This is a genomic window from Veronia pacifica (genome assembly GCF_001707825.1).
Taxonomy (GTDB): domain Bacteria; phylum Pseudomonadota; class Gammaproteobacteria; order Enterobacterales; family Vibrionaceae; genus Veronia; species Veronia pacifica.
The window spans coordinates 25,154-46,390 of the sequence record NZ_LYBM01000004.1 but is presented as its reverse complement, the minus strand read 5'-3'; the positions used below and the strand labels follow the sequence as shown (position 1 = coordinate 46,390).

17 protein-coding genes are annotated in these 21,237 nt (G+C 46.9%); 8 read left to right on the top strand and 9 right to left on the bottom strand.

Annotated elements, in window-relative coordinates; translation table 11 throughout:
* Window positions 1–65: 65 nt before the first annotated feature.
* The 3 genes from cgtA to rplU all read right to left on the bottom strand — a co-directional run bounded on the left by cgtA (window position 66) and on the right by rplU (window position 2,244).
* On the bottom strand, window positions 66–1,238 hold the full coding sequence (gene cgtA, locus A8L45_RS03890; RefSeq protein ID WP_068899451.1) for an Obg family GTPase CgtA: 1,173 nt from the start codon (window positions 1,236–1,238) through the stop codon (window positions 66–68).
* 419 nt (window positions 1,239–1,657) lie between these two features.
* The gene (gene rpmA / locus A8L45_RS03885; RefSeq protein WP_068899449.1) at window positions 1,658–1,915 is read right to left on the bottom strand and encodes a 50S ribosomal protein L27; all 258 of its coding nucleotides are present in this window, start codon (window positions 1,913–1,915) and stop codon (window positions 1,658–1,660) included.
* A 17-nt stretch (window positions 1,916–1,932) separates the two neighbouring features.
* The gene (gene rplU / locus A8L45_RS03880) at window positions 1,933–2,244 is read right to left on the bottom strand and encodes a 50S ribosomal protein L21 (RefSeq protein WP_068899447.1); all 312 of its coding nucleotides are present in this window, start codon (window positions 2,242–2,244) and stop codon (window positions 1,933–1,935) included.
* Between the two features lie 274 nt (window positions 2,245–2,518).
* On the opposite strand from rplU, the gene ispB reads away from it, so the two are divergent.
* Complete coding sequence (ispB, locus tag A8L45_RS03875; protein WP_068899445.1) at window positions 2,519–3,490, top strand: octaprenyl diphosphate synthase; 972 nt, start codon at window positions 2,519–2,521, stop codon at window positions 3,488–3,490.
* A gap of 68 nt (window positions 3,491–3,558) precedes the next feature.
* Here the strand turns inward: ispB and mdh are convergent, their stop codons facing one another.
* Window positions 3,559–4,494, bottom strand: coding sequence for a malate dehydrogenase (mdh, locus tag A8L45_RS03870; RefSeq protein ID WP_068899442.1), 936 nt, complete (start codon window positions 4,492–4,494; stop codon window positions 3,559–3,561).
* 313 nt (window positions 4,495–4,807) lie between these two features.
* Between mdh and argR the strand changes: the two genes are divergently transcribed.
* From argR to A8L45_RS03855, 3 genes are all read left to right on the top strand, one after another.
* Window positions 4,808–5,278: a transcriptional regulator ArgR gene (argR, locus tag A8L45_RS03865; RefSeq protein WP_068899626.1), complete on the top strand. Its 471-nt coding sequence runs from the start codon at window positions 4,808–4,810 to the stop codon at window positions 5,276–5,278.
* Between the two features lie 712 nt (window positions 5,279–5,990).
* Window positions 5,991–8,543, top strand: coding sequence for a TRAP transporter permease (locus A8L45_RS03860; RefSeq protein WP_068899440.1), 2,553 nt, complete (start codon window positions 5,991–5,993; stop codon window positions 8,541–8,543).
* Between the two features lie 56 nt (window positions 8,544–8,599).
* Window positions 8,600–9,031, top strand: a complete 432-nt coding sequence (locus A8L45_RS03855) for a universal stress protein (RefSeq protein ID WP_068899438.1) — start codon at window positions 8,600–8,602, stop codon at window positions 9,029–9,031.
* 65 nt (window positions 9,032–9,096) lie between these two features.
* On the opposite strand, the gene A8L45_RS03850 is transcribed toward A8L45_RS03855, so the two are convergent.
* Window positions 9,097–9,732, bottom strand: a complete 636-nt coding sequence (locus A8L45_RS03850; protein ID WP_068899436.1) for a flavin prenyltransferase UbiX — start codon at window positions 9,730–9,732, stop codon at window positions 9,097–9,099.
* Window positions 9,729–11,099, bottom strand: coding sequence for a UDP-N-acetylmuramate:L-alanyl-gamma-D-glutamyl-meso-diaminopimelate ligase (mpl, locus tag A8L45_RS03845; protein ID WP_083228192.1), 1,371 nt, complete (start codon window positions 11,097–11,099; stop codon window positions 9,729–9,731). Before mpl ends, A8L45_RS03850 begins: the two co-directional genes overlap by 4 nt.
* Before the next feature lie 237 nt (window positions 11,100–11,336).
* Here mpl and fbp point away from each other — a divergent pair, with 237 nt between their 5' ends.
* The 3 genes from fbp to A8L45_RS03830 all read left to right on the top strand — a co-directional run bounded on the left by fbp (window position 11,337) and on the right by A8L45_RS03830 (window position 14,174).
* Window positions 11,337–12,353 carry a class 1 fructose-bisphosphatase gene (gene fbp, locus A8L45_RS03840; protein WP_068899432.1) on the top strand — a complete coding sequence of 339 codons (1,017 nt, stop codon included), beginning with the start codon at window positions 11,337–11,339 and terminating at the stop codon, window positions 12,351–12,353.
* A 152-nt stretch (window positions 12,354–12,505) separates the two neighbouring features.
* On the top strand, window positions 12,506–13,033 hold the full coding sequence (ppa, locus tag A8L45_RS03835; protein WP_068899430.1) for an inorganic diphosphatase: 528 nt from the start codon (window positions 12,506–12,508) through the stop codon (window positions 13,031–13,033).
* Window positions 13,034–13,340: 307 nt separating this feature from the next.
* Window positions 13,341–14,174 (top strand): endonuclease/exonuclease/phosphatase family protein, encoded by an 834-nt coding sequence (locus A8L45_RS03830; protein ID WP_068899428.1) that lies wholly within the window; start codon window positions 13,341–13,343, stop codon window positions 14,172–14,174.
* A 17-nt stretch (window positions 14,175–14,191) separates the two neighbouring features.
* Here the strand turns inward: A8L45_RS03830 and tamB are convergent, their stop codons facing one another.
* Together tamB and tamA are read right to left on the bottom strand one after the other, a co-directional pair.
* Window positions 14,192–17,932, bottom strand: a complete 3,741-nt coding sequence (tamB, locus tag A8L45_RS03825) for an autotransporter assembly complex protein TamB (protein WP_083228191.1) — start codon at window positions 17,930–17,932, stop codon at window positions 14,192–14,194.
* Window positions 17,929–19,626 (bottom strand): autotransporter assembly complex protein TamA, encoded by a 1,698-nt coding sequence (gene tamA / locus A8L45_RS03820; RefSeq protein WP_245680637.1) that lies wholly within the window; start codon window positions 19,624–19,626, stop codon window positions 17,929–17,931. Before tamA ends, tamB begins: the two co-directional genes overlap by 4 nt.
* Window positions 19,627–19,808: 182 nt before the next feature.
* On the opposite strand from tamA, the gene msrA reads away from it, so the two are divergent.
* Window positions 19,809–20,444 (top strand): peptide-methionine (S)-S-oxide reductase MsrA, encoded by a 636-nt coding sequence (gene msrA / locus A8L45_RS03815; protein ID WP_068899424.1) that lies wholly within the window; start codon window positions 19,809–19,811, stop codon window positions 20,442–20,444.
* 62 nt (window positions 20,445–20,506) lie between these two features.
* On the opposite strand, the gene A8L45_RS03810 is transcribed toward msrA, so the two are convergent.
* Entirely contained in the window at window positions 20,507–20,710 is a 204-nt protein-coding gene (locus tag A8L45_RS03810; protein ID WP_068899422.1) for a DUF1107 domain-containing protein, read from the bottom strand.
* Window positions 20,711–21,237 lie beyond the last annotated feature (527 nt).

The window sequence follows — 21,237 nt, the reverse complement described above, 5'->3', positions numbered from 1 at the left end:
CGAAGTATGACGGGATTGATGGCAATAAAAAACCGCCATAAGGCGTTTTTTTGACGGGATAAAAATTAAGGTTTGTAGATAATCTCTACATCATAGTCGTCTTCATTCCAGTCGTCCCAATCATCATCGTCGTCATCTTCAACAGCATGCTTCTTGATTTGTTCTTCGTGGTAATCATCCCACTTGAACTCAACCTTGTCTTCTTCTTGCTGTTCTTCAACGAGTTCTGCTGGCAGAGAATCAATGAATTCCATCAACTCATAAGTGAGCGGCTGAATGTTTTTCTTGTTGATCGCCGAAATGCAGAAGTACTTATCGTCCCATCCGAGGGCATCGAGGATACGCTCAATTTCTTCCTGAGCCTGCTCTTCTGGCATCAAATCAATCTTGTTGAAGATCAACCAACGCGGCTTCTCTGACAGCTTATCGCTATACTTTTGCAGCTCTTCAATGATGGTGAAGGCATTGTCCACTGGATCGGTTCCATCGACTGGCATCAAATCAATCATGTGGAGCAAGACACGACAACGCTCAAGGTGTTTGAGGAAACGAATACCTAAACCGGCACCATCTGCAGCACCCTCAATCAAACCCGGTATATCAGCAACGACAAAGCTCTTTTCCTGAGAAACACGTACTACACCCAGGCTTGGCACCAGAGTGGTAAATGGGTAGTCGGCGACCTTAGGCTTAGCTGCTGAAACAGAACGGATAAATGTGGATTTACCCGCATTTGGCAATCCAAGCATACCTACATCAGCCAGCAAAAGAAGCTCGAGACGCAGGTGACGAAGTTCGCCTTTGGTACCCATGGTCTTCTGACGTGGCGCGCGGTTAACTGACGACTTGAAACGGGTATTACCCAAACCATGGAAACCGCCTTTTGCGACCATGATCTTCATGCCGTGTTGGGTCAAATCGGCAATCACTTCGCCAGTATCTTCATCAACCGCACGCGTACCCACAGGTACTGACAGAATAAGATCGTCACCGCGTTTACCCGTACAGTTACCGCCACGGCCATTTTCGCCACGCACTGCGGCGTGAAAGCGCTCAAAGCGGTAATCGATAAGTGTATTTAGGTTTTCATCAGCAAGCAGATAAACGTCACCGCCGTCACCGCCGTCACCGCCGTCGGGTCCACCTTTAGGAACATACTTCTCACGGCGAAAACTGACAGTACCGTTACCACCGTCACCGGCTTCGACGCGTATTACCGCTTCATCTACAAATTTCATCTTCTTTCTCCACGCCAGCTGAACATCATCCGGCCTTCCGGATAAACATCCGCTCAGGGTCTCTACCCCGGCGATTTCGCTTTGACCAGCGATCTCGCATTGAATAGTTGGCGACGATCATAATGATCTTAGGATCAATTGCTACTGCTGGTTAACTTTCATCACACAAAGGCGATTCACAGATACTGATTTATGATAACTGTGACGCTTGGATGAACCCTGCAACAATGCCATATCATTCACAGCATAAGTACGAACACCGCAGCTGTAACTTGATAATGCCCTTTCACACACGCCTAAGACGTTTAAAGTAAACAAACGTTGAGGAGGGGCGATCGCCATGTCAGGAAATGTCTGGGCTTTAGTCAAACAAAAAGCCCTGCCAATGGCAGGGCTTCTAAATTCAGTATCGAGTGAGATTACTCAGCTTCGATGCTAACGAATTTACGGTTCTTAGGACCTTTAATCTCGAACTTCACTTTGCCGTCAGACAGAGCGAACAGAGTGTGGTCTTTACCGCAACCTACGTTAGTGCCCGCGTGGAATTTAGTACCACGTTGACGAACGATGATGTTACCTGCAAGAACAGACTCACCACCGAAGCGCTTAACACCAAGGCGTTTGCTTTCTGAATCACGGCCGTTACGAGTAGAACCGCCAGCTTTTTTATGTGCCATTTATCTCTTCTCCTAAATTAAGCGCTGATGCCAGTAATTTTGACTTCAGTGAACCACTGACGGTGGCCCATTTGCTTACGAGAATGCTTACGACGACGGAACTTAACGACTTTAACTTTGTCGCCACGACCGTGGGTAACTACTTCAGCAGTTACTTTGCCGCCGTTAACAAACGGTGCGCCAACTTGGATTTCTTCTCCGTTAGCTACCAGCAGAACGTTGTCAAACTCAACAGTTGCGCCAGTTTCAACGTCTAGTTTTTCCAAGCGAATAGTTTGGCCTTCGCTTACTCGGTGTTGTTTACCACCACTTTGGAAAACTGCGTACATGATTTACTCCGCATTTCCGCACAGCCTACCGTAAATGTACAAAATTTGAACGGCTAGGGGTGCGCATATAATTCATCAATAGGGCGCGAATTCTACGGTAATAAATACAATCTGGCAAGGGGTGAAGAGAAGAAAATTGGCGAAAAGGTGCTCAGCGCATAATACCCATTTTTTTTCGCTCAACTACAACGTGTTGAAGTCTTGTATTTGGTGTAAGATCAACCCCAAAATAGCAGCAGTCAGACTGTAAAACCCCATAAAACCGGACCTAATAATGGATTTTAACACTATCCAGACGCTAACCGCCGATGACATGGCAAAAGTGGATGCAAAAATACTCGCTCAACTCAATTCAGATGTCGCACTCATAAACCAATTGGGGTTTTACATCGTCAGTGGTGGTGGCAAACGTCTCCGTCCCATGCTGGCGATTATCTCAGCACGCGTGCTGGGTTATCAGGGTGATAAACACATCACTGCCGCCGCATTTATCGAATTTATTCACACAGCGACTCTACTCCATGACGATGTGGTGGATGAATCGGATTTGAGGCGTGGCAAAGCTACCGCGAATGCAATGTTTGGTAATGCAGCCAGTGTTCTGGTCGGTGATTATATCTACACCCGCTCTTTTCAGATGATGACTGAGCTTCGATCTTTGAAGATCCTCGACCTGATGAGCGAGGCAACCAATGTGATCGCAGAGGGCGAAGTCCTGCAGCTGATGAACTGCAACGATCCTGACATCACCGAAGAAAATTACATGCAGGTGATTTATTCGAAGACTGCCCGCCTGTTTGAGGCCGCTACTCAGATAGGTGCAATCCTCAATGACGCCCCTGAACACATTGAGACAGCGCTGCAAGACTATGGCCGTTATCTCGGTACCGCGTTTCAGCTGATAGACGATGTCATGGACTACACGTCTCAAGGCGAGGAAATGGGTAAGAATACCGGGGATGACCTCGCCGAGGGTAAGCCTACCCTTCCCTTGCTGCATGCCATGGCTAACGGCACCGAGGAACAGGCAGCCATGATCCGAGAGGCAATAGAAAAAGGGAACGGTCTTGATAAACTGGATGCCATCCTTGAGTGTATGGAACAGACGGGATCATTAGCGTATAGCCGTGAACGTGCTGAAAATGAAGCCGAAAAAGCGATTCAGGCTTTGAGTGTTATACCAGAATCTAACTACAAAGATGCACTGATTGCTTTGGCAAGAATTGCCGTCGACAGAAAAAAATAACACTGTGGCGTAACGTAAAAAAAAGCGGCTTTGAGCCGCTTTTTTTGTTGCGAAAGAAACTCGTCGGTTTACTTGACGAACTCTTCTCCCAGCTTAATATCGCCACGCAGTGTATCCAGCATGCTTTCCAGCGCCTGCTGTTCGAAATCGCTCAGTGGACCATGGTCCAGGATCTCTTCAACACCGTTTTTACCAAGACGAACTGGCTGTGCGAAGAAGCGAGCATATTTGCCATCACCTTCAACGTAAGCACATTCAACAACGTTTTCTTCGCCCTGAGCGGCACGAACCAGAGCAAGACCAAAGCGGCATGCTGCTTGACCCATAGACAGCGTCGCTGAGCCGCCACCTGCTTTCGCTTCAACTACTTCAGTACCCGCATTCTGGATACGTGGAGTCAATGCTGCAACTTCTTCAGCGGTAAACTCAACACCCTCAACCTGCGATAGCAGAGGTAAGATAGTCACACCAGAGTGGCCACCAATAACTGGCACTTCCACTTCTAATGGATTCTTGTCTTTCAATTCACCAACAAAGGTCTCAGAACGAATCACATCCAATGTCGTGATACCGAACAGACGTTTTTTGTCATACACACCTTTGGCTTGCAGCACTTCTGCTGCAATCGCAACGGTGGTGTTCACTGGGTTGGTAATGATACCGATCAGTGCTTTCGGGCACACATCAGCAATTTTCTCAGTCAGAGAACGAACGATCCCTGCATTGACATTGAACAGATCAGAACGATCCATGCCAGGTTTACGTGCAACACCAGCGGAGATCAAAACAACATCCGCACCTTCAAGTGCCGGAGTAGGATCTTCACCGCCGTAGCCTTTAATAGAAACAGGGGTAGGGATATGGCTCAGGTCAACAGCAACGCCAGGGGTTACTGGTGCAATATCGTACAGAGCCAGGTCAGAACCTGCAGGTAGTTGGTTTTTCAGAAGCAGGGCTAAAGCTTGACCAATGCCACCCGCGGCGCCAATCACAGCAACTTTCATTTCGTTCTCCTTGTTTACGAACTTTTATAATTCAGCTCCAGCATGGGTTGGTTTTTCTTTTCTGTATCGGTATTCGAACCGTTTTGAGACCAACCCAACATATACTGGTGATAGCATCATACGTGTCTATCGTTGGAAACGACAAGCCTAATCCGGTCAGGATAAGCATGGCCTCTCAAATTTGACTTGCATTTTTCAGCTGGAAAAGTGCTTCTGAATAGTGATTTGCTCGTCAGAAAGTGTGCTGTTGGTTTGCGACGTAATGAATTATTATGCAAGAATGCCCTTTTTAACCAACAGCCGAATCGAGACAATGCGTAATTCAGACAAACAAGACAAGCTCGTTCGAGCATTCAAAGCGATTCTGAAAGAAGAAAAATTCAGTTCGCAAGGCGAGATTGTTGATGCCCTGAAAGCACAGGGATTTGAAAACATCAACCAGTCGAAAGTCTCCCGCATGCTGACCAAGTTTGGTGCGGTTCGTACCCGCAATGCGAAAATGGAAATGGTATATTGCCTGCCCGTTGAGCTGGGTGTTCCTACTACCAGCAGCCCATTGAAAGAACTGGTGATGGATATTGATTACAACAGCGCACTGGTTGTTATTCATACTGGTCCCGGAGCTGCACAGCTTATCGCTCGCCTTTTGGACTCACTTGGCAAGGCAGAAGGCATCCTCGGCGTGGTTGCGGGTGATGATACGATTTTCATTACACCATCACGAGATACAACTACTGAGGCCTTGTTCAAAGCGGTTTGCGAGCTGTTTAACTACAGTCGTTAGCAAGTCATCGCTCCGCTAAACATAAGATTTTAGAGGCCATCAATGGCGCGAGTTCAAGTAGAAATTATTTTAAACATTCACAGTGTATGAAATGAACTTGATCAGCGACTGGACACATTGATGACCTCATGAAGCCAAGTCGACAATCACCTTTATTCAATCGAGAAATAGGTGGCAGTGATAATAAAAAATAAAAATTAAGTAATTGATATAATGCAATTTAATATCATCTGTTGATAGCTTTTTTCGTTATATTTAACACACCTATATCGCCATTAACTGCGTGCAGGTATGGGCCATATCCCGATATTACTCGTTGGGTGAAATCGTTTATTTTTCGAATTCTGTCTTGTCCTATTCACCCAAGTGATTTCTAACTTCATTTTTTGAAATTCAGTACTTGATCCAAAAAATGCGTTTTCACGCTACTTTTTCATTTTTTTCTCATTAATGCTTCGCTACCAATCGTGATCAAACTGTCTATATTGAAGAAGCAATATAGACTGTTATCTCGCGTTATCCGAGCGTCTCTCCGTTGATTGTTCTTCTCATAATCAATTGAAAGAAAACAGTTAGAAACGATTCCGCTGAGATAATACAACACTCGGTTGGTTCATTTATTACTTCTGGTTTATTCCCAAAAACAATATCTCACAGAAGTTAACCATATGTAGCTCTAAAATAGTCAGAGTTGGTTAAGCAGGAGCAAACCATGACAAACAACAATGCCACTCAGGATGCACAGGACATCGTCGCACAGGCCGATACCGGTGCCAGATCACCGAAAGGTTTGTCCGGCAGGATCCTGTGGTTCGTCCCTTTATGCTGGTCCATTTTTCAGCTTTGGTACGCCTCACCCTTCACTGTTGCCCTGAATGATACTGAAGCCAGGGCAATCCATCTCGCGTTCGCTATTTTTCTCGCCTTCACGGCCTACCCGGCACTGAAAAGCTCGCCGAGAGATCATATTCCAATACAGGATTGGATCTTTGCCTTGGTGGGTAGCTTTTCAGCTTCTTACCTCTATGTGTTTTACAGTGATCTTGCCACACGGGCAGGTGCACCAATACAGTTTGATATCATTACTGCCGTCGCCGGGATGTTGCTTCTGCTAGAGGCAACCCGAAGGGCACTTGGCCCGCCTCTGATGGTCGTTGCCGCCGTCTTTTTACTTTATACCTTCGCGGGTCCACACATGCCTGACGTGATTGCTCACAAGGGTGCCAGCCTCAACAAAACCATGTCTCACATGTGGCTGACGACCGAAGGCGTATTCGGGGTTGCTCTTGGGGTCTCGACCTCATTCGTGTTCCTGTTTGTACTGTTTGGTGCGTTACTGGACCGTGCAGGAGCGGGGGGATATTTCATTAAAGTGGCATTCTCGCTGCTCGGTCATATGAGAGGCGGACCTGCTAAAGCAGCAGTCGTAGCATCTGGCTTGTCTGGCCTGATTTCTGGCTCATCGATCGCCAATGTGGTGACTACGGGAACATTTACCATCCCTTTGATGAAACGTGTCGGCTTCCCGGGCACCAAAGCGGGTGCCGTTGAAGTTGCGGCATCAACCAACGGTCAGCTCACGCCACCGATAATGGGAGCTGCTGCTTTCCTGATGGTCGAGTACGTGGGCATTCCTTATATCGAAGTAATAAAAGCGGCCCTGCTTCCCGCCCTTATTTCATACATTGCTCTGATCTACATTGTGCACCTTGAGGCGTGTAAAGCTGGCATGTCTGGTCTACCACGCAGGCATACCTCTACCTTTTTGCAGAGCCTTCAGAATTTCGTGGTCATCGTCATTGGTATCTGTTTGCTCAGCCTTGGCGTCTACTATGGCATTGGCTGGACAAAAGATGTCTTCGGCGATGCAGCCAGTCCAATCATTGCTGTCCTTATTTTCATCAGTTATGTTGCCTTGGTTCGTTATTCTGCCAAATACAAAACTGAGGCAGTAGAAGATCCAGCCGCTGCCGACTTATCAGAAGTGCCTGATCCGGGTCCAACTGTTCGTTCTGGTCTTTATTACCTGCTGCCTATTGTCGTCTTGGTCTGGTGTTTGATGGTTGAGCGCTTCTCGCCGGGATTATCGGCATTCTGGGCGACTCTGTTTATGATGTTCATTGTGGTCACACAACGGCCCTTAATGGCATTTTTCAATCAGGCCCATGATCCTGTTACCGAGCTGAAAGAGGGATTTGTTGATCTCGCAGAGGGTTTCGTTGCGGGTGCCAGAAACATGATAGGTATTGGCGTTGCCACCGCAGCGGCAGGGATTGTCGTCGGCGTGGTCACACTGACAGGCATAGGTCTGGTGATGACTGACTTTGTTGAGTTTATCTCAGGCGGTAACATTATTTTGATGTTGTTATTCACCGCCATTATCAGTCTGATTCTGGGTATGGGACTGCCGACAACCGCAAACTATATTGTGGTATCGACCCTAATGGCTCCGGTCATTGTGACGCTCGGCGCACAGGAAGGCCTCATCATACCTTTGATTGCTGTCCACCTGTTCGTGTTCTATTTCGGTATTCTGGCTGACGATACACCACCTGTTGGACTTGCCGCCTTTGCAGCGGCTGCAATAGCGAAAGATGACCCCATTAAGACGGGTATTCAAGGTTTTACCTACGATATCCGAACGGCGATTCTGCCGTTTATGTTTATCTTCAACACTCAGATCCTACTTCTTGATCTGGATGGCCCCTGGCATTTGTTCCTAACCATATTCTCGGCAGTAACTGCCATGCTGGTATTTTCAGCTGCCACACAGGGATGGTGGTTAACCCGCAACAAGTGGTGGGAAACCCTGCTGATGCTATTGATCACTTTCTCCCTATTCCGGCCGGGTTTCTGGTGGGACAAAGTCTATGACCCAGAGGTGATATATAAGGGTACTGAGATCATGGAAGTGGCTGGAAAGCTGCCGCAGGATCAGACTCTCAATATCATTGTGGCTGGAGAGAACATTGATGGCGATATGGTCAGCAAGCACGTTCACCTCAACGTTGACCATAACAAGGACTCTGGTCAGGCACGGGTTGAATCTACAGGTTTGGAACTGCGTCAGGATAACGGCAAGATGATTGTCGATATGATCAGGTTCGGCAGCGATGCAGAAAAAGCCGGTATTGATTTTGACTGGGAAGTCACTCAGGTCAGCGTCCCTTCCGACCGTCCAATGAAGGAGTGGGTATTTATCCCAACGCTACTGCTGTTGGCAGCATTGGGATGGAACCAGAGACGTAGGATAAAACAAGCCTGATCCCTATTGCAGAGCAATGTTTTGCTCTGCTTCTTTCTCGAAAGAGGTAGCAAAAGATGTTCAGATTTATTCTCGTCCCCGTCGATCTCAACGACCCGGAATTCGCGGACAAAGCCGTTCAGCATGCGCTATGGATGGCTGGGAAATGTGAGGCCAAATTGCACCTGATCACAGCATTACCCGGTATCCACAACTCTATGGTGTCGTCATATTTCCCGGCGGATGCTGCGAAGAAAATGAAGCAGGACGTAAAAAGTAGCCTGCAGACGTTTGCGAAGGAAAAAATACCGGAGAGTCAGGCTTACAGCCTGTCTGTTGAAGAAGGTAAACCGTATAAGGCGATTATTAAAACCGCAGACAATCTAGGTTGCGACCTGATTTTAATGCCCAGTCACAAACGCTCACGAGGCAATAAACTCCTACTCGGCTCTAACGCCAGTAAGGTGCTGGAAAATGCCAAAGTGCATGTGATGATACTGAAGCACTGATAATGACTTAGCCACCTCATCCGCAGGTGGCTTTTTGATCATCACCGCCATCAAGAAGTCAGCGATTATTTATCACGCTGATCATATCCCCACCGTGGCACCATCACCTGCTCAATACCCAAATGATCGAGAATTCTTGCCACCATAAAATCCACCAAGTCATCGATTGATTCAGGCTGATGATAAAAGCCCGGTGCTGCAGGCATAATAGTGACGCCCATCTTTGATAGCTTGAGCATATTCTCTAGATGCAGAGTTGAGAAAGGCGTTTCACGCACCACCAGCAATAACTGGCCTCGCTCTTTCATCACAACATCAGCCGCCCGCTCCGCAAGATTGTCGGACATCCCGTGGGCAATGGCAGCAAGAGCTCCTGCAGAACACGGACAAACCACCATTTGTTTTGGCGCAGCAGAGCCCGAGGCAACGGGAGAAAACCAGTCGTCTTTACCACAAACGACAAGTTTATCTGTCGGACATTGCAGGTGCTTTGCGAGTGCCTCAGCGGCGGCTTTAGGGCCCGATGGGAGCTTTAAACCATGCTCAGTCGCGAGCACAACCCGTGCCGCTGATGAAATGAGAAGGTAAACCTGGTAATCAGCTGCAAGCAAGCTTTCCAGCAAACGAAGGCCGTAGGGCGCTCCGGAAGCCCCGCTCCAAAATAAAGTGATTCGTTTTTGTTCGTTAATAATCTTTGTCATTCGTCTTTTCTGTTTGAGCGTTCAAGTGCCACCTGTAATTTAGGATGGATCCCACCAAACCCACCATTACTCATCACCAGTATAATGTCGCCTGTCCTGGCACTGTCACTCAGTGCTGTGATCATTTCTGCCATATCGGTATGCGGATGAGCAGGCATTTCACAGGCGTCAGTAATAGCATTCACCGACCAACCAAGATTGTCTGGCTGATACACAAATACTTGGTCAGCAGCGGATAATGAGGGGGCTAGGTCGTCTTTATGTACGCCCAGTCGCATGGTATTGGATCTCGGCTCAAGCACAGCGTGGATTTTTCTGTCGCCAACTTTGGCCCTCAAACCTTCCAGCGTCAGTCGAATTGCTGTTGGATGATGGGCGAAATCGTCATAAACCGTCACACCTGCGAAATCACCTTTGTGTTCCAGACGGCGCTTGGTGTTGATGAAGCTGCCGAGAGATTCACAGGCAAGTTCTGGGGTTACACCAACATGACGAGCGGCTGCAATAGCCATCAGTGCATTGTTAACATTATGCTCACCCACCAGCGACCATTCAACATCACCTACTTTTTCATCACCAAACCTGACACTAAACTGACTGCCGTCCGGTACTTTTTTATCTGCTTGCCAACCGCCATCTTCACCCGCAAATTCGGTCTCGCTCCAGCATCCCTTATCGAGAGTTTCGGCTATCGCAGGATCAGATTTTGGCGCGAGGATCCGGCCGATACCCGGAACCGTTCGAATCAAATGATGAAACTGCCGCTGTATCGCCGCAAGATCATCAAATATATCAGCGTGATCAAATTCAAGATTGTTCAGGATCAAGGTTTTTGGTCGGTAATGGACAAACTTGGAGCGCTTATCAAAGAAAGCACTGTCGTATTCGTCCGCCTCAACAACAAAGAAAATACTGTCGCCCAGTCTGGCTGATACTCCAAAATTTCCCGGCACACCACCAATTAAAAATCCGGGATGATAGCCACAATCCTCAAGGATCCATGCCAACATGCTGGCCGTGGTCGTTTTGCCATGCGTACCCGCTACCGCAAGCACCCATCGGTCTTTGAGTAAGATATCGTGCAGCCACTGTGGGCCTGACGTGTAATGCAGGTTTTTATTGAGAACATATTCAACACAAGGGTTACCGCGACTCATCGCATTACCAATCACCACCAAATCTGGCGTAGGGTCAAGCTGTGAAGGGTCGTAACCTTGGGTAATTTCGATACCCTGTTCTTCAAGCAAGGTGCTCATCGGCGGATAAACATTGGCATCACAGCCCGTCACTTTATGGCCCAGCTGTCTCGCCAATATCGCAGCGCCGCCCATAAAGGTGCCGCAAATTCCTAAAATGTGTATATGCATTGTCGTTTACTCACCTGTTCAATATTCAACTCAGATCACTGCACAAAGCTCACTGATCACACTTATCCGACGCATAGACTTTCTTCAATACGCGTAAAAAGTTGTTCACGATACAATCAAACTGTAACAAAGAGACCGGAAGGAAAACCGGGCGCAAGGACAGGTTATTTATGACACATTTGATGCCTGACTCCTTATTTTAACGAAGATTTTGATATCGCACCAAAGGAAGAAGTAATGCCAGATATGAAAACCTTGGGAGAATTCATTATAGAAAAGCAACATGAATTCCCTCATGCCAGTGGAGAACTGAGTTCTTTGCTTTCATCTATCCGCTTAGCGGCCAAAATTGTAAACCGCGAAATCAATAAAGCGGGGCTGGTAGATATAACTGGAAGTGTGGGCTCTGAAAACGTACAGGGAGAGCAGCAGCAAAAACTCGATGTATACGCCAACGAGAGATTCAAAGCCGCTCTAGAAGCACGTGATCAGGTGTGTGGTGTCGCCAGTGAAGAAGAAGATGAAATGGTTGTGTTCAATAAAGAACTCAATCGCAACGCTAAGTATGTGGTGTTGATGGATCCTCTCGACGGCTCCTCAAACATCGACGTTAATGTCTCAGTCGGTACTATTTTTTCCATCTATCGCCGTGTGTCTCCCGTTGGAGGGCCATGCACAGAAGAAGACTTCCTTCAGCCCGGTAACCGACAAGTAGCCGCAGGCTACGTCGTTTATGGTTCATCGACCATGCTGGTATATACGACGGGTAATGGTGTCCACGGGTTTACCTATGACCCGTCAATCGGTGTATTCTGTCTCTCACATGAGAACATGACGATCCCCGAAAAAGGTAAGATATATTCCATCAATGAGGGAAATTACGTTAATTTTCCTCTCGGGGTAAAGAAATTCATTAAGTATTGTCAGGAAAGTGTTCCCAGTGAGGGTCGGCCTTATACCTCTCGGTATATAGGTTCTTTAGTCTCTGACTTTCACCGTAACCTGCTCAAAGGTGGGATTTACCTTTATCCGAGCACTGCGTCCTATCCAAACGGCAAACTGCGTCTGTTGTACGAATGTAACCCTATGGCTTTCATCGTGGAGCAGGCAGGCGGTTCAGCTTCTGACGGCACAGGAAGAATAATGGATTTAAAACCGAAGGAGTTACACGAACGTGTCCCCTTCTTTGTTGGTTCAACTGATATGGTTGAAAAGGTAGAAGAATTAATAAGCAGTTATCCTGATTTAGATTAAGCACTTAATCCAAGCAGAGATAGCAGTAAGCAGGGCGAAAACGATCCCTGCTTTTTTTTGTCTTTTTTTTACATTACGCTAAATAAGTCACCGCTAGATGCAGTCTATAGAGCGGGGTTTAGCCGTTGTTTTCTCCAGAAAAGGAAATAAGAATGAGCCTGAATGATGTTTCTGCCGGTAAAAATATCCCAGATGATATCTATGTGATCATCGAGATCCCAGCCAATGCTGACCCTATAAAATACGAAGTGGATAAAGACACGGGGGCGGTTTTTGTTGACCGCTTTATGTCTGCACCCATGTTCTATCCCTGCAATTACGGCTACGTTAATCAAACCTTGTCTCTTGATGGCGATCCCGTCGATGTACTTGTGCCAACGCCCTACCCACTGGTGCCGGGCTCAGTGATCCGGTGCCGTCCTGTTGGCGTGCTGAAAATGACTGACGAATCTGGTGAAGATGCCAAAATTGTTGCTGTACCGCACAGCAAGTTATCAAAAGAATACGATCATATTCAGGATGTAAATGATCTACCCGAGTTACTCAAAGCACAAATCACCCACTTTTTTGAGCACTACAAAGAACTTGAAGCGGGTAAATGGGTGAAGGTTGAAGGATGGGATAACGCTGAAGCGGCACGACAAGAGATCCTGACGTCATTTGAAAGAGCACAAAGCTAAATCAAGGCGAAGAATGGTCTTCTATCATTGATCAGTTGATCCTGCAATAGCAGGATCTTTTACTTTTAGTGGGTAAACAGTCCGTTTATGAGAAAATTCATGCTAATTAATCAAATCTAGATAGACAGATATTCTGTACATCTAATTAGTATAATTATGATATCAAAGCTAAGAATTGCGACCCTATACTGATATCAATACATACAAACACGCCTGTCACTTTTTTACACTGTGTACAGTAGTAGGTAAACACTCCAACATAAAACTAGGAAGCGCTGGTTGAAATTAATAGGGACTTTTCTTGAACATGCGTTCTGCCAACTTTTATATCATTGCCTCATTACTTTCTGCGACAGCTTATGCGGAAGATCTCGAGATAGTTACCTGGAATTTGGGTAGTGAAGATAACTGCAGGGTAAAAACAGACTTGGAACATGCTGTCTACAGCCAGTATGCCAGAGAAATAAACGCAGATGTCTATGTATTACAGCAAGTCAGTAGTATCCAGTCACTCGACAGAATATTCTCAGGCCTTCACTATGACTTTATCGTTTCAAAACCCAATACAAATACGCGCTGTAATAGCATCAAAGGCTCCCCTGCCCGCTTGGCATTCGCAATTAAAAAAGGGATTAAATACCGATACACCAAGCAGGAAGATCTTATAAAAACTACCCTCACTAAAACGCTGCAATACGGTATTACGCTCGATCTACCCCAAATTGACCTCAAAATGCTGAACATTGAGCTTCCAAAAGGGTGTTTTCAGGGTTCCTTGACTCAAAAGAACCGAGACTGTCGGAAAATGCGTACCCAGTTACCCCTGTTGAAAAACTGGCTAAATCGATATCCAGACAACCAAAAACTACTCGTACTCGGTGAGTTCAACCGCTGGATGGAACAGGCATCAGATATGACTGTTGAATATCTGGGTACTGAGCTGTATCACGCTACAGGCGATTTATCTCCATGCCACAATAGGAATAAGGGGTTGCTTGATCATATTCTTTTGTCGCCAGCGGCCACTGCAACACTCGCTCTGCCCGGTGCCCATTTTTATCAACTTTCAGATGTCACCTTTCCCATCAAAACACCAAAACGCTGTCCTATCGGTATTACTCTCGCCAGTGCCGGACACTAAAAGATTCAACACCGATATCAGCGGATTGAAAACTGGTAGAGTAAGTCAAAGGTCTTTTCGAGACCCGACATTGCCTCCAGATACAGATCTTTCATTATCCGATACCGAATTGTCAGCTCCTCAACCCCAAGGCCATATTTGACCTGTAGACCCGGTAGTACATAGCCTGATACTTCAATATTTTCTGAATCACCGTTACTTTTTGAATCTAGGGTCAGGTTTTCTACGCCAAATGCTTCCCCGATCTTACCGACCATCTTGCCGCTTTGTGACAGAGCTAACCCAAGTAGGAGAGAGTTAAACGAGGTGCCTGAAGATTCTGCATCAAGATCCCGTCCTTGTGTCAGGTAGGACAGGACATTAGCCTGAGCTTTTGCGGGATCGGAGAACAAAGTCACCTGAGGTTCATCGGCAGGCCCGTTAAGCTTGATCCCCGCGGTGACATCGTCTTCAATCGTTTCTGGATTTCTAATCGCCACTACCTGTAAATAAGGTTGGTCAGGCACACCATTAAACCGGATCACACCTTTACGGATCACCAGATCCTGACCAAAGGAACGGTAGGTCCCCTCCCTCAGGGAAACCTCTCCTACTACTCCCGGGCCACGTTCACTGTTCCGCACTCTCAGCTCACCGTTCAGAAAAGATTTAAGACCGAAAGCATCAACAGTGACATCATCGCCCAGCTTAACCAAAATATCGGCATTCACAGAGGTTGCTGCAGATTTCTCCTGAGGGATAGGCTCAAGGTTCTCGTCCAACAAAACCTGATCGTCAGAAACACGGATGGCTGTCTCTGGCAAGCTATCGACAACAATCCTCGCCCAGGGAACATTCACCTCACCTTTAGCCATCACGGTATCTTTATTGATGGATACAGTAAGACGGGGGGCAGCTTTTAGCCTGACCATAGGAGGAACAGACACATCCAATGTTTCGGCATCCAAATTGACAAAACCCTGCCAGTTTGCAGATTGACGCCAGTCTGCTTTCCCGTCTACCCCAACCTTACCTTCAGGAGTGTTTAACTGACCATCCAACTCAGCCTGATCACCTAGCAAGCGCAGGTTAAGACGGCCATCATTCAAGGTGACAGGTAAAGCTGCACTGTCCAGTTTCAGGCCTAACATGGCAATATCGCCCGTCAACAAAGGCTTTTTCATCGTGCCAGTGATTGCAATACGTGAATTAAGGTTTCCCTTAACCACCGCATCTTCTCCAACAAACGACGCCAAGGGATGCAGTGAGATACTGTCAGCCTCAAGCTCTCCCGTCAGCCGTTTGTTGTCCGAGGCCAGATCGTTAACGGCCAGTTGTGCTCGTACCTTTCCATTATCGGTAAGCGCAATATCCGCCTCACTCGTCAACGTCTCATTATTCATTGTGGCCACCAGCTGAATGCTGTCCCAGCCTATTGTTCTCATCACAGGCTTTTGCTGAGTGAACTCACCACGCGGCAGGTTAACGCGGGCACTAACAAGAAGTGAGCTTCCCCACTCTACATTGGCTGTTCCATCCAAATTACCTTCAACAGACATGTGTGGCGGTAAAAAGGGTGTTAATTGTTCAAGAGAGAAAGTGGAAGCACTGAGTTGAACGTTGCCCTTTTCCGCAATCTTAGCATTGTCTGTCAGGCAGAGCGCACTTGCTCCCTGTCGCCAGCAATGAGAGGAAACATCGATACTATTAACAGGTAGACCCAGACTGATGGCGGCCTTGTCTGCCAGAACCCATTTACCGAGAGGGGTAACAATATCTCCTTGCGTGAGGGCTCCGCGCCAACCAGCCTTCCGATTAAACCCGCCAGAAAGAGAAAGATCACCTGCCACAGGTTTGCCATTGAAGGTTAATTTTGCTGTGTGATTGGTCTCATCCCCGGTCAGGCGGAGGTCAACAGTATTAATTGCCACATCGCCCTGAGTGAATTTTTGTCCTTTTACCGCCAGTTCACCAGAGATGATATCAGTAGATTTTACCTGGCCTTTGAGTGATAGGGCCTCAAGCCCCAGATCCTGCCACTTTAGCCGTTTAGCTTCGATATCGAGCGATAACTCCGGCTGTTGAAAGTTGCCTGTCAAGACGGCGCTGCCAACCAGTTTTCCCTGAAGATCTGGTAGTGAGGCACTGAGCTCCGGCGCATCTAATGCCAGTTTAAGATCCCATTTATCGTCCAATACGCCGTTGAGAGTGACGTTATTCGGACCGTGGCTTATCGTTAGGTCATCACTGCTGGTTTTGAGTTCACCCGTTGCCTGCCTGTCTTCAAGTGAGAGCTGTCCCTCGACCAAAAAAGGCAGTGACCTCAATTCTCCATTTACTTTCATTGTCGGGAAATTAACAAACCAGCCACCTGCGTTTGTCACACCACCGTCATGCACAAGATGACCGGATAGCTTGCCCTCAAGATCTGGCCAGAATTCTCCCGGTTGAATATCGTTGGCATTCAGATCTGCCTGCCAGCGCACTTTCTGCCCCCACTGCACACCAGCCTCCCCCTCTGCATGCCCTCTTAGGGTATCGACTGAAAGCTGCGTCAAAGCAAGATGTTCAAGATCTCCCTCTGCCTCAGTTTGTAGGGACATTGGAGGATAATATTCACTGCGGGTGCGGCCATTGAGACTGAAATGATAGCCAGCGAGACTGCCCTTACCGTCAACACGGGTATCGGATACTTGGTAGAGAGGCTTGCCACTGAGAGGCCACTGCAGATTATTTGCTGTCAGATTGAGAGTAAAGGGCAACTGGCTATCGATTGCATTCAAAGTCCCATTAAGTGTAAAGCTCTGTGTTCCCGTAACGCCTGCAGACAGATTAAGCGCATCAACCGCACCCTTTACCTGAACAGTGAGCTGTTGGTTGGCGAGAGGAGCTTGCTTGATATCGGCATTCAAAGAGAGATCAAGGGGGTAGTTACCATAAAGTCGGACCTTACCCGTCAGATCTGCACTTCCCTCTGCGGCATTGACATTGAGCGTAGATACGCGGATTTCATCATTTTTGAACTGTGCTTTTAATATGACGGATTTAAGCTGACGGGCGTCTGGCAACATTAATGACAATCCATTCACTGTCAGCTTTTGCAAATCTATATCAAAAGGAAACTGTACCTCAGGCAAGACAATGGTTGGGGCCTCGACAGCTCTGTCTACATGAGCTTTTGTTGGTGCTTTATTCGACGTTTGCTGAGTGTTTGACGATGGCTCTTTTTTAGGCAAAGACACAGAGAGAGAGGAGAAAACAGTGGGAGCGATAACCAGTTCGCTGCCCTTAAATGATGCCGCCGACTGGAAATGCTGCCATGCCACACGTTTACCCGCAACATTCAGCGAGATATCGTCAAGATTCAGGGACTGAACGGTGACAGGCACGGGGATCCGGAATTTGTTCGCGGGCACATCTTGGTTATCGGCCTCTTCTTTCGGCTGACTACCATCAGGTGGAGGAGAGAGTTCAAGTTGTAAGCCTTTTACATCAAGCGTCTTCAGACACAATTCACCATCCCGGAAACACTTAGGCGATAGCGCCAGCTCAAAACGCTCGGCATCCAAGACAACAGAGGGTTGTTGATAGTGAACACCACGAAGGGTTATACCAGTCAGCAAGGCACCTTCGGCAGATTTAATGTTTAATTCAGGTAACAACTTCTGAGCAGTCCATACCGCGCCCTTGAGGCCTGAAGGAGTGAGCAGTCCGGCGTACAGTAGGGTCAAGACCAGAAAGAGAAGTAAAACCAGTATTCTGACGGTTCGAAATATCACAGTTGAGGTCCTACGCTGAAGTGAATGCGGAACTTATCCCTGTTGTCTCCCTCAACATCAAAGCCCTTAGCAAAGTCGAGATGGACAGGACCAACCGGAGATCCCCAGCGAATACCGACACCACCACCTCGCTTCCACTTTAAATCATTTGTCCATGCATCACCGACATCATAGAAAGTTGCAAGCCACCAGTCATCAGTCAGTCGATACTGATATTCGACAGATCCTGTTGCAAAGTTGGCACCGCCTATCAGCTTTCCTTCTTGTTTCGGCGAGATATCTCGGTAACCATAACCTCGAATACTGGTGTCACCGCCTGCAAAAAAGCGCAGCGATGTCGGCACACGTTCGAATTCACTGGTCAATAAGGTTCCGCCATCAATACGGGTCAGCAAACGGTGATTATCAAAATATGTTCTGATCCAGGTGGTGCGTCCGGTGATCCTTAACAGGTCGATGTCAGACTGAAGAAATGTTTCAGCTCCTTCAATATTCAACGATTGCCGATCTCCCCAATAGGGCATAGCACCGCCCCGGGAACGAAGGCGGTTGAACTCGATACCGGGTAAGAGGAGATTGGTATTTTTATCATCATTCACCTCTTCAAACTCTTCATAGAGCCAACGGATAGATAAGGCACGTTGCCATCCCTTATCGTATTTCCAGTGTCGGCTGGCTTTCAACGCCACTGATTTGGTATCCGCATCGCCCTGAGTTTCTCTAATAAATTCTGATGACAGCTCAAAAAACTCACGGGTAACGTCAGACAGTGGTACTTTGTAGGTAATACTCTGTTCGTAGGTTTTTGCTGACATGGAGAAATTATTACGGATACTGTGTCCTCGAGAGTTATACCAAGGTTTATTCCAGTTGAGCTTGAGCCTTGGTCCGGTGTCAGTGACAAAACCTATCCCGGTTTCGAACTGATTGCGGGCACTGGGCTCTAGGGTAACATTCACTGGGATCACTGCATCTTCGGCCCCTTTGAAATCCGCCTCAACCACCACCGAAGAATACCAGCCAGTATCCTGAAGACTCTGATTAAACTTCCCCAGTTCGTTTACCAGATAATAATCACCCTGCTTAAAAGGCTCGATACTGCGTATTCTGTCGAGCTGAATTTGTTGATCTGTGTAGTTCACTTCACCGAAGCGATAACGCTTACCACTGTCGAAATGCAGGGTAACAAACGCGAGATTACGGGAGGGAGAAACCGCGAGTTTAGACTCACTAAATTTGGCATCGAAATAACCACGCTTGAGGGCCAGATTAGACAAACTCGATTTGAAATCATCATATTTCTTGTGGTTCAGCCGATCACCAACAGTGGGCTTATCCGCAAGCAGCTCTTCAAACTCAATATCTGTTGCGGCATCACCGGATAACTTAACATCTACTTGTTTTAAGATGACCGACATGCCGGGCACTACAGTGATCCGAATTTCCGCATCCTCATCAGAGGTTTTATCAGTTTCTATCGTTATTTCAGGGTGGTAATAACCGAGGGCTTGCAGTGCAGCAGACACTTCACTCTTCAGCCGACTGTCAAATGCTGGCGATAGATATCTCTGACTTTCTGGAATCGCGGAAAGGTAGGCTTCAATATTGGTCTCTAATTCGTCATCATCAATATTCAGCTCAATGCTAATTTCTGCCCGGGACGAAAAAGAGAACATAAAAAAGCATAACAGCATCCACCGATGCGATGATTTCGTACGTAATAGCAAAGCGTCAAACATCCTGTTGTGCGGGTGAGGCTTACCATGTTTAATGAAAAGCATTTCGGATAGGTCATGTCAGGCCTAATTAAGGTGTTTCGCGCCAACTGATACGACCACTGATTATTTTGACCGACATTATTGCAAGGAGTTGCGCAATGTTTAATAAAAAGCAGCAATCGATAACCTCAGAGACAGCCCTACCGGACAGACTGAAAGAGATTATTCCCTCACAACCCCATGCCGTCAATAATATCCCTCTTGTTAAGGAGGCTCCGGAGGGCCTAGAGCAAATACTTGTCGCTATGGGATGCTTCTGGGGAGCTGAGCGATTGTTCTGGAATTTGGATGGAGTGAAGAACACTTCAGTTGGCTATAGTGCTGGCTACACAGTCAATCCGTCATATGACGATGTCTGTAGCGGTAAAACGGGCCATGCCGAAGTGGTACAGGTGATTTATGACCCAAACAGAATACGCGTAGAAGAGCTCATGGCGACGTTCTGGCAGAGTCATGACCCCACTCAGGGCATGCGCCAGGGTAATGATATTGGTACCCAATATCGCAGTGGCGTTTACTGGTTTACTGAGAGCCAAAAGGAGGCAGTGGAAGCCAGTAAAGTTGCTTATCAACAGGCACTGGCTGACGCCGGAAAACATCTTGATATCACCACTGAAATCCGTCCGGCAGGCTCATATTACTTTGCAGAAACCTATCACCAACAATACCTTCATAAAAACCCGAATGGCTATTGTGGTCTTGGCGGGACTGGGGTCTGTTTCCCACCTGAGTAGAAAGACTGGATCAAAAAATGCCCACGCGGTGGGCATTTCTCAATAATAAACGAAAATCAATCTTAAAAGACCAGCATCGCCTTGATCTGATTATTTACCTCGTTCATTACTGCCAGAGAACGTTTGTCCTTTCTGACAGGAGGTAGCAAGCGACCTTTGTCATATTCGAATGCGCCGACACCCTGAATGTAAATTCTACCGCGAAAGAAGCTCTTTACGTGCCGTGCAACTTGGAGAGGCCGGTATTGGCGAAAAATTCTGAGCATAATGCATCTCCTTCCATGTCAACCAAATATATGACCCCAGAAGAGGTCTAAAATTCCCGTCGGAGAGGAAAAAACTGGCAGTAATAAGACATAGCGTGTCACAGATAAAAAACTATCGTCACACTATTAAAGCAGCATAGAAGATTAAGGGGTTACTTTCTGTGAACTTATTTCCAAGCTTTTGATTGTGAATAGAGATCGGATCAGTTCGAGGGATGAGTAAAAAAATAATGAATTGATAAATATAGAAAAATAAAAGTAATGGTTGAATGGAGTCGATGAAAAAGTGTCTGTCATCTGCTCATGAATGGAAACAACAGCGACTGTTATAAGCGTTCGCGTTAGCCGATAAACTGCGAGAGATACAGCAGGGTTGCAATATAACAGGCAACCAAAACAACATTGATTGAGTTCGCCTTAAATTTTCTCATTACTGCTGATACCTCATGACCGCCAAACAACATCAAAATGTTAACAAAACATTACTTTTTTTACAATAAGGAAAAGAGCGCTTAATAAGATAAGCT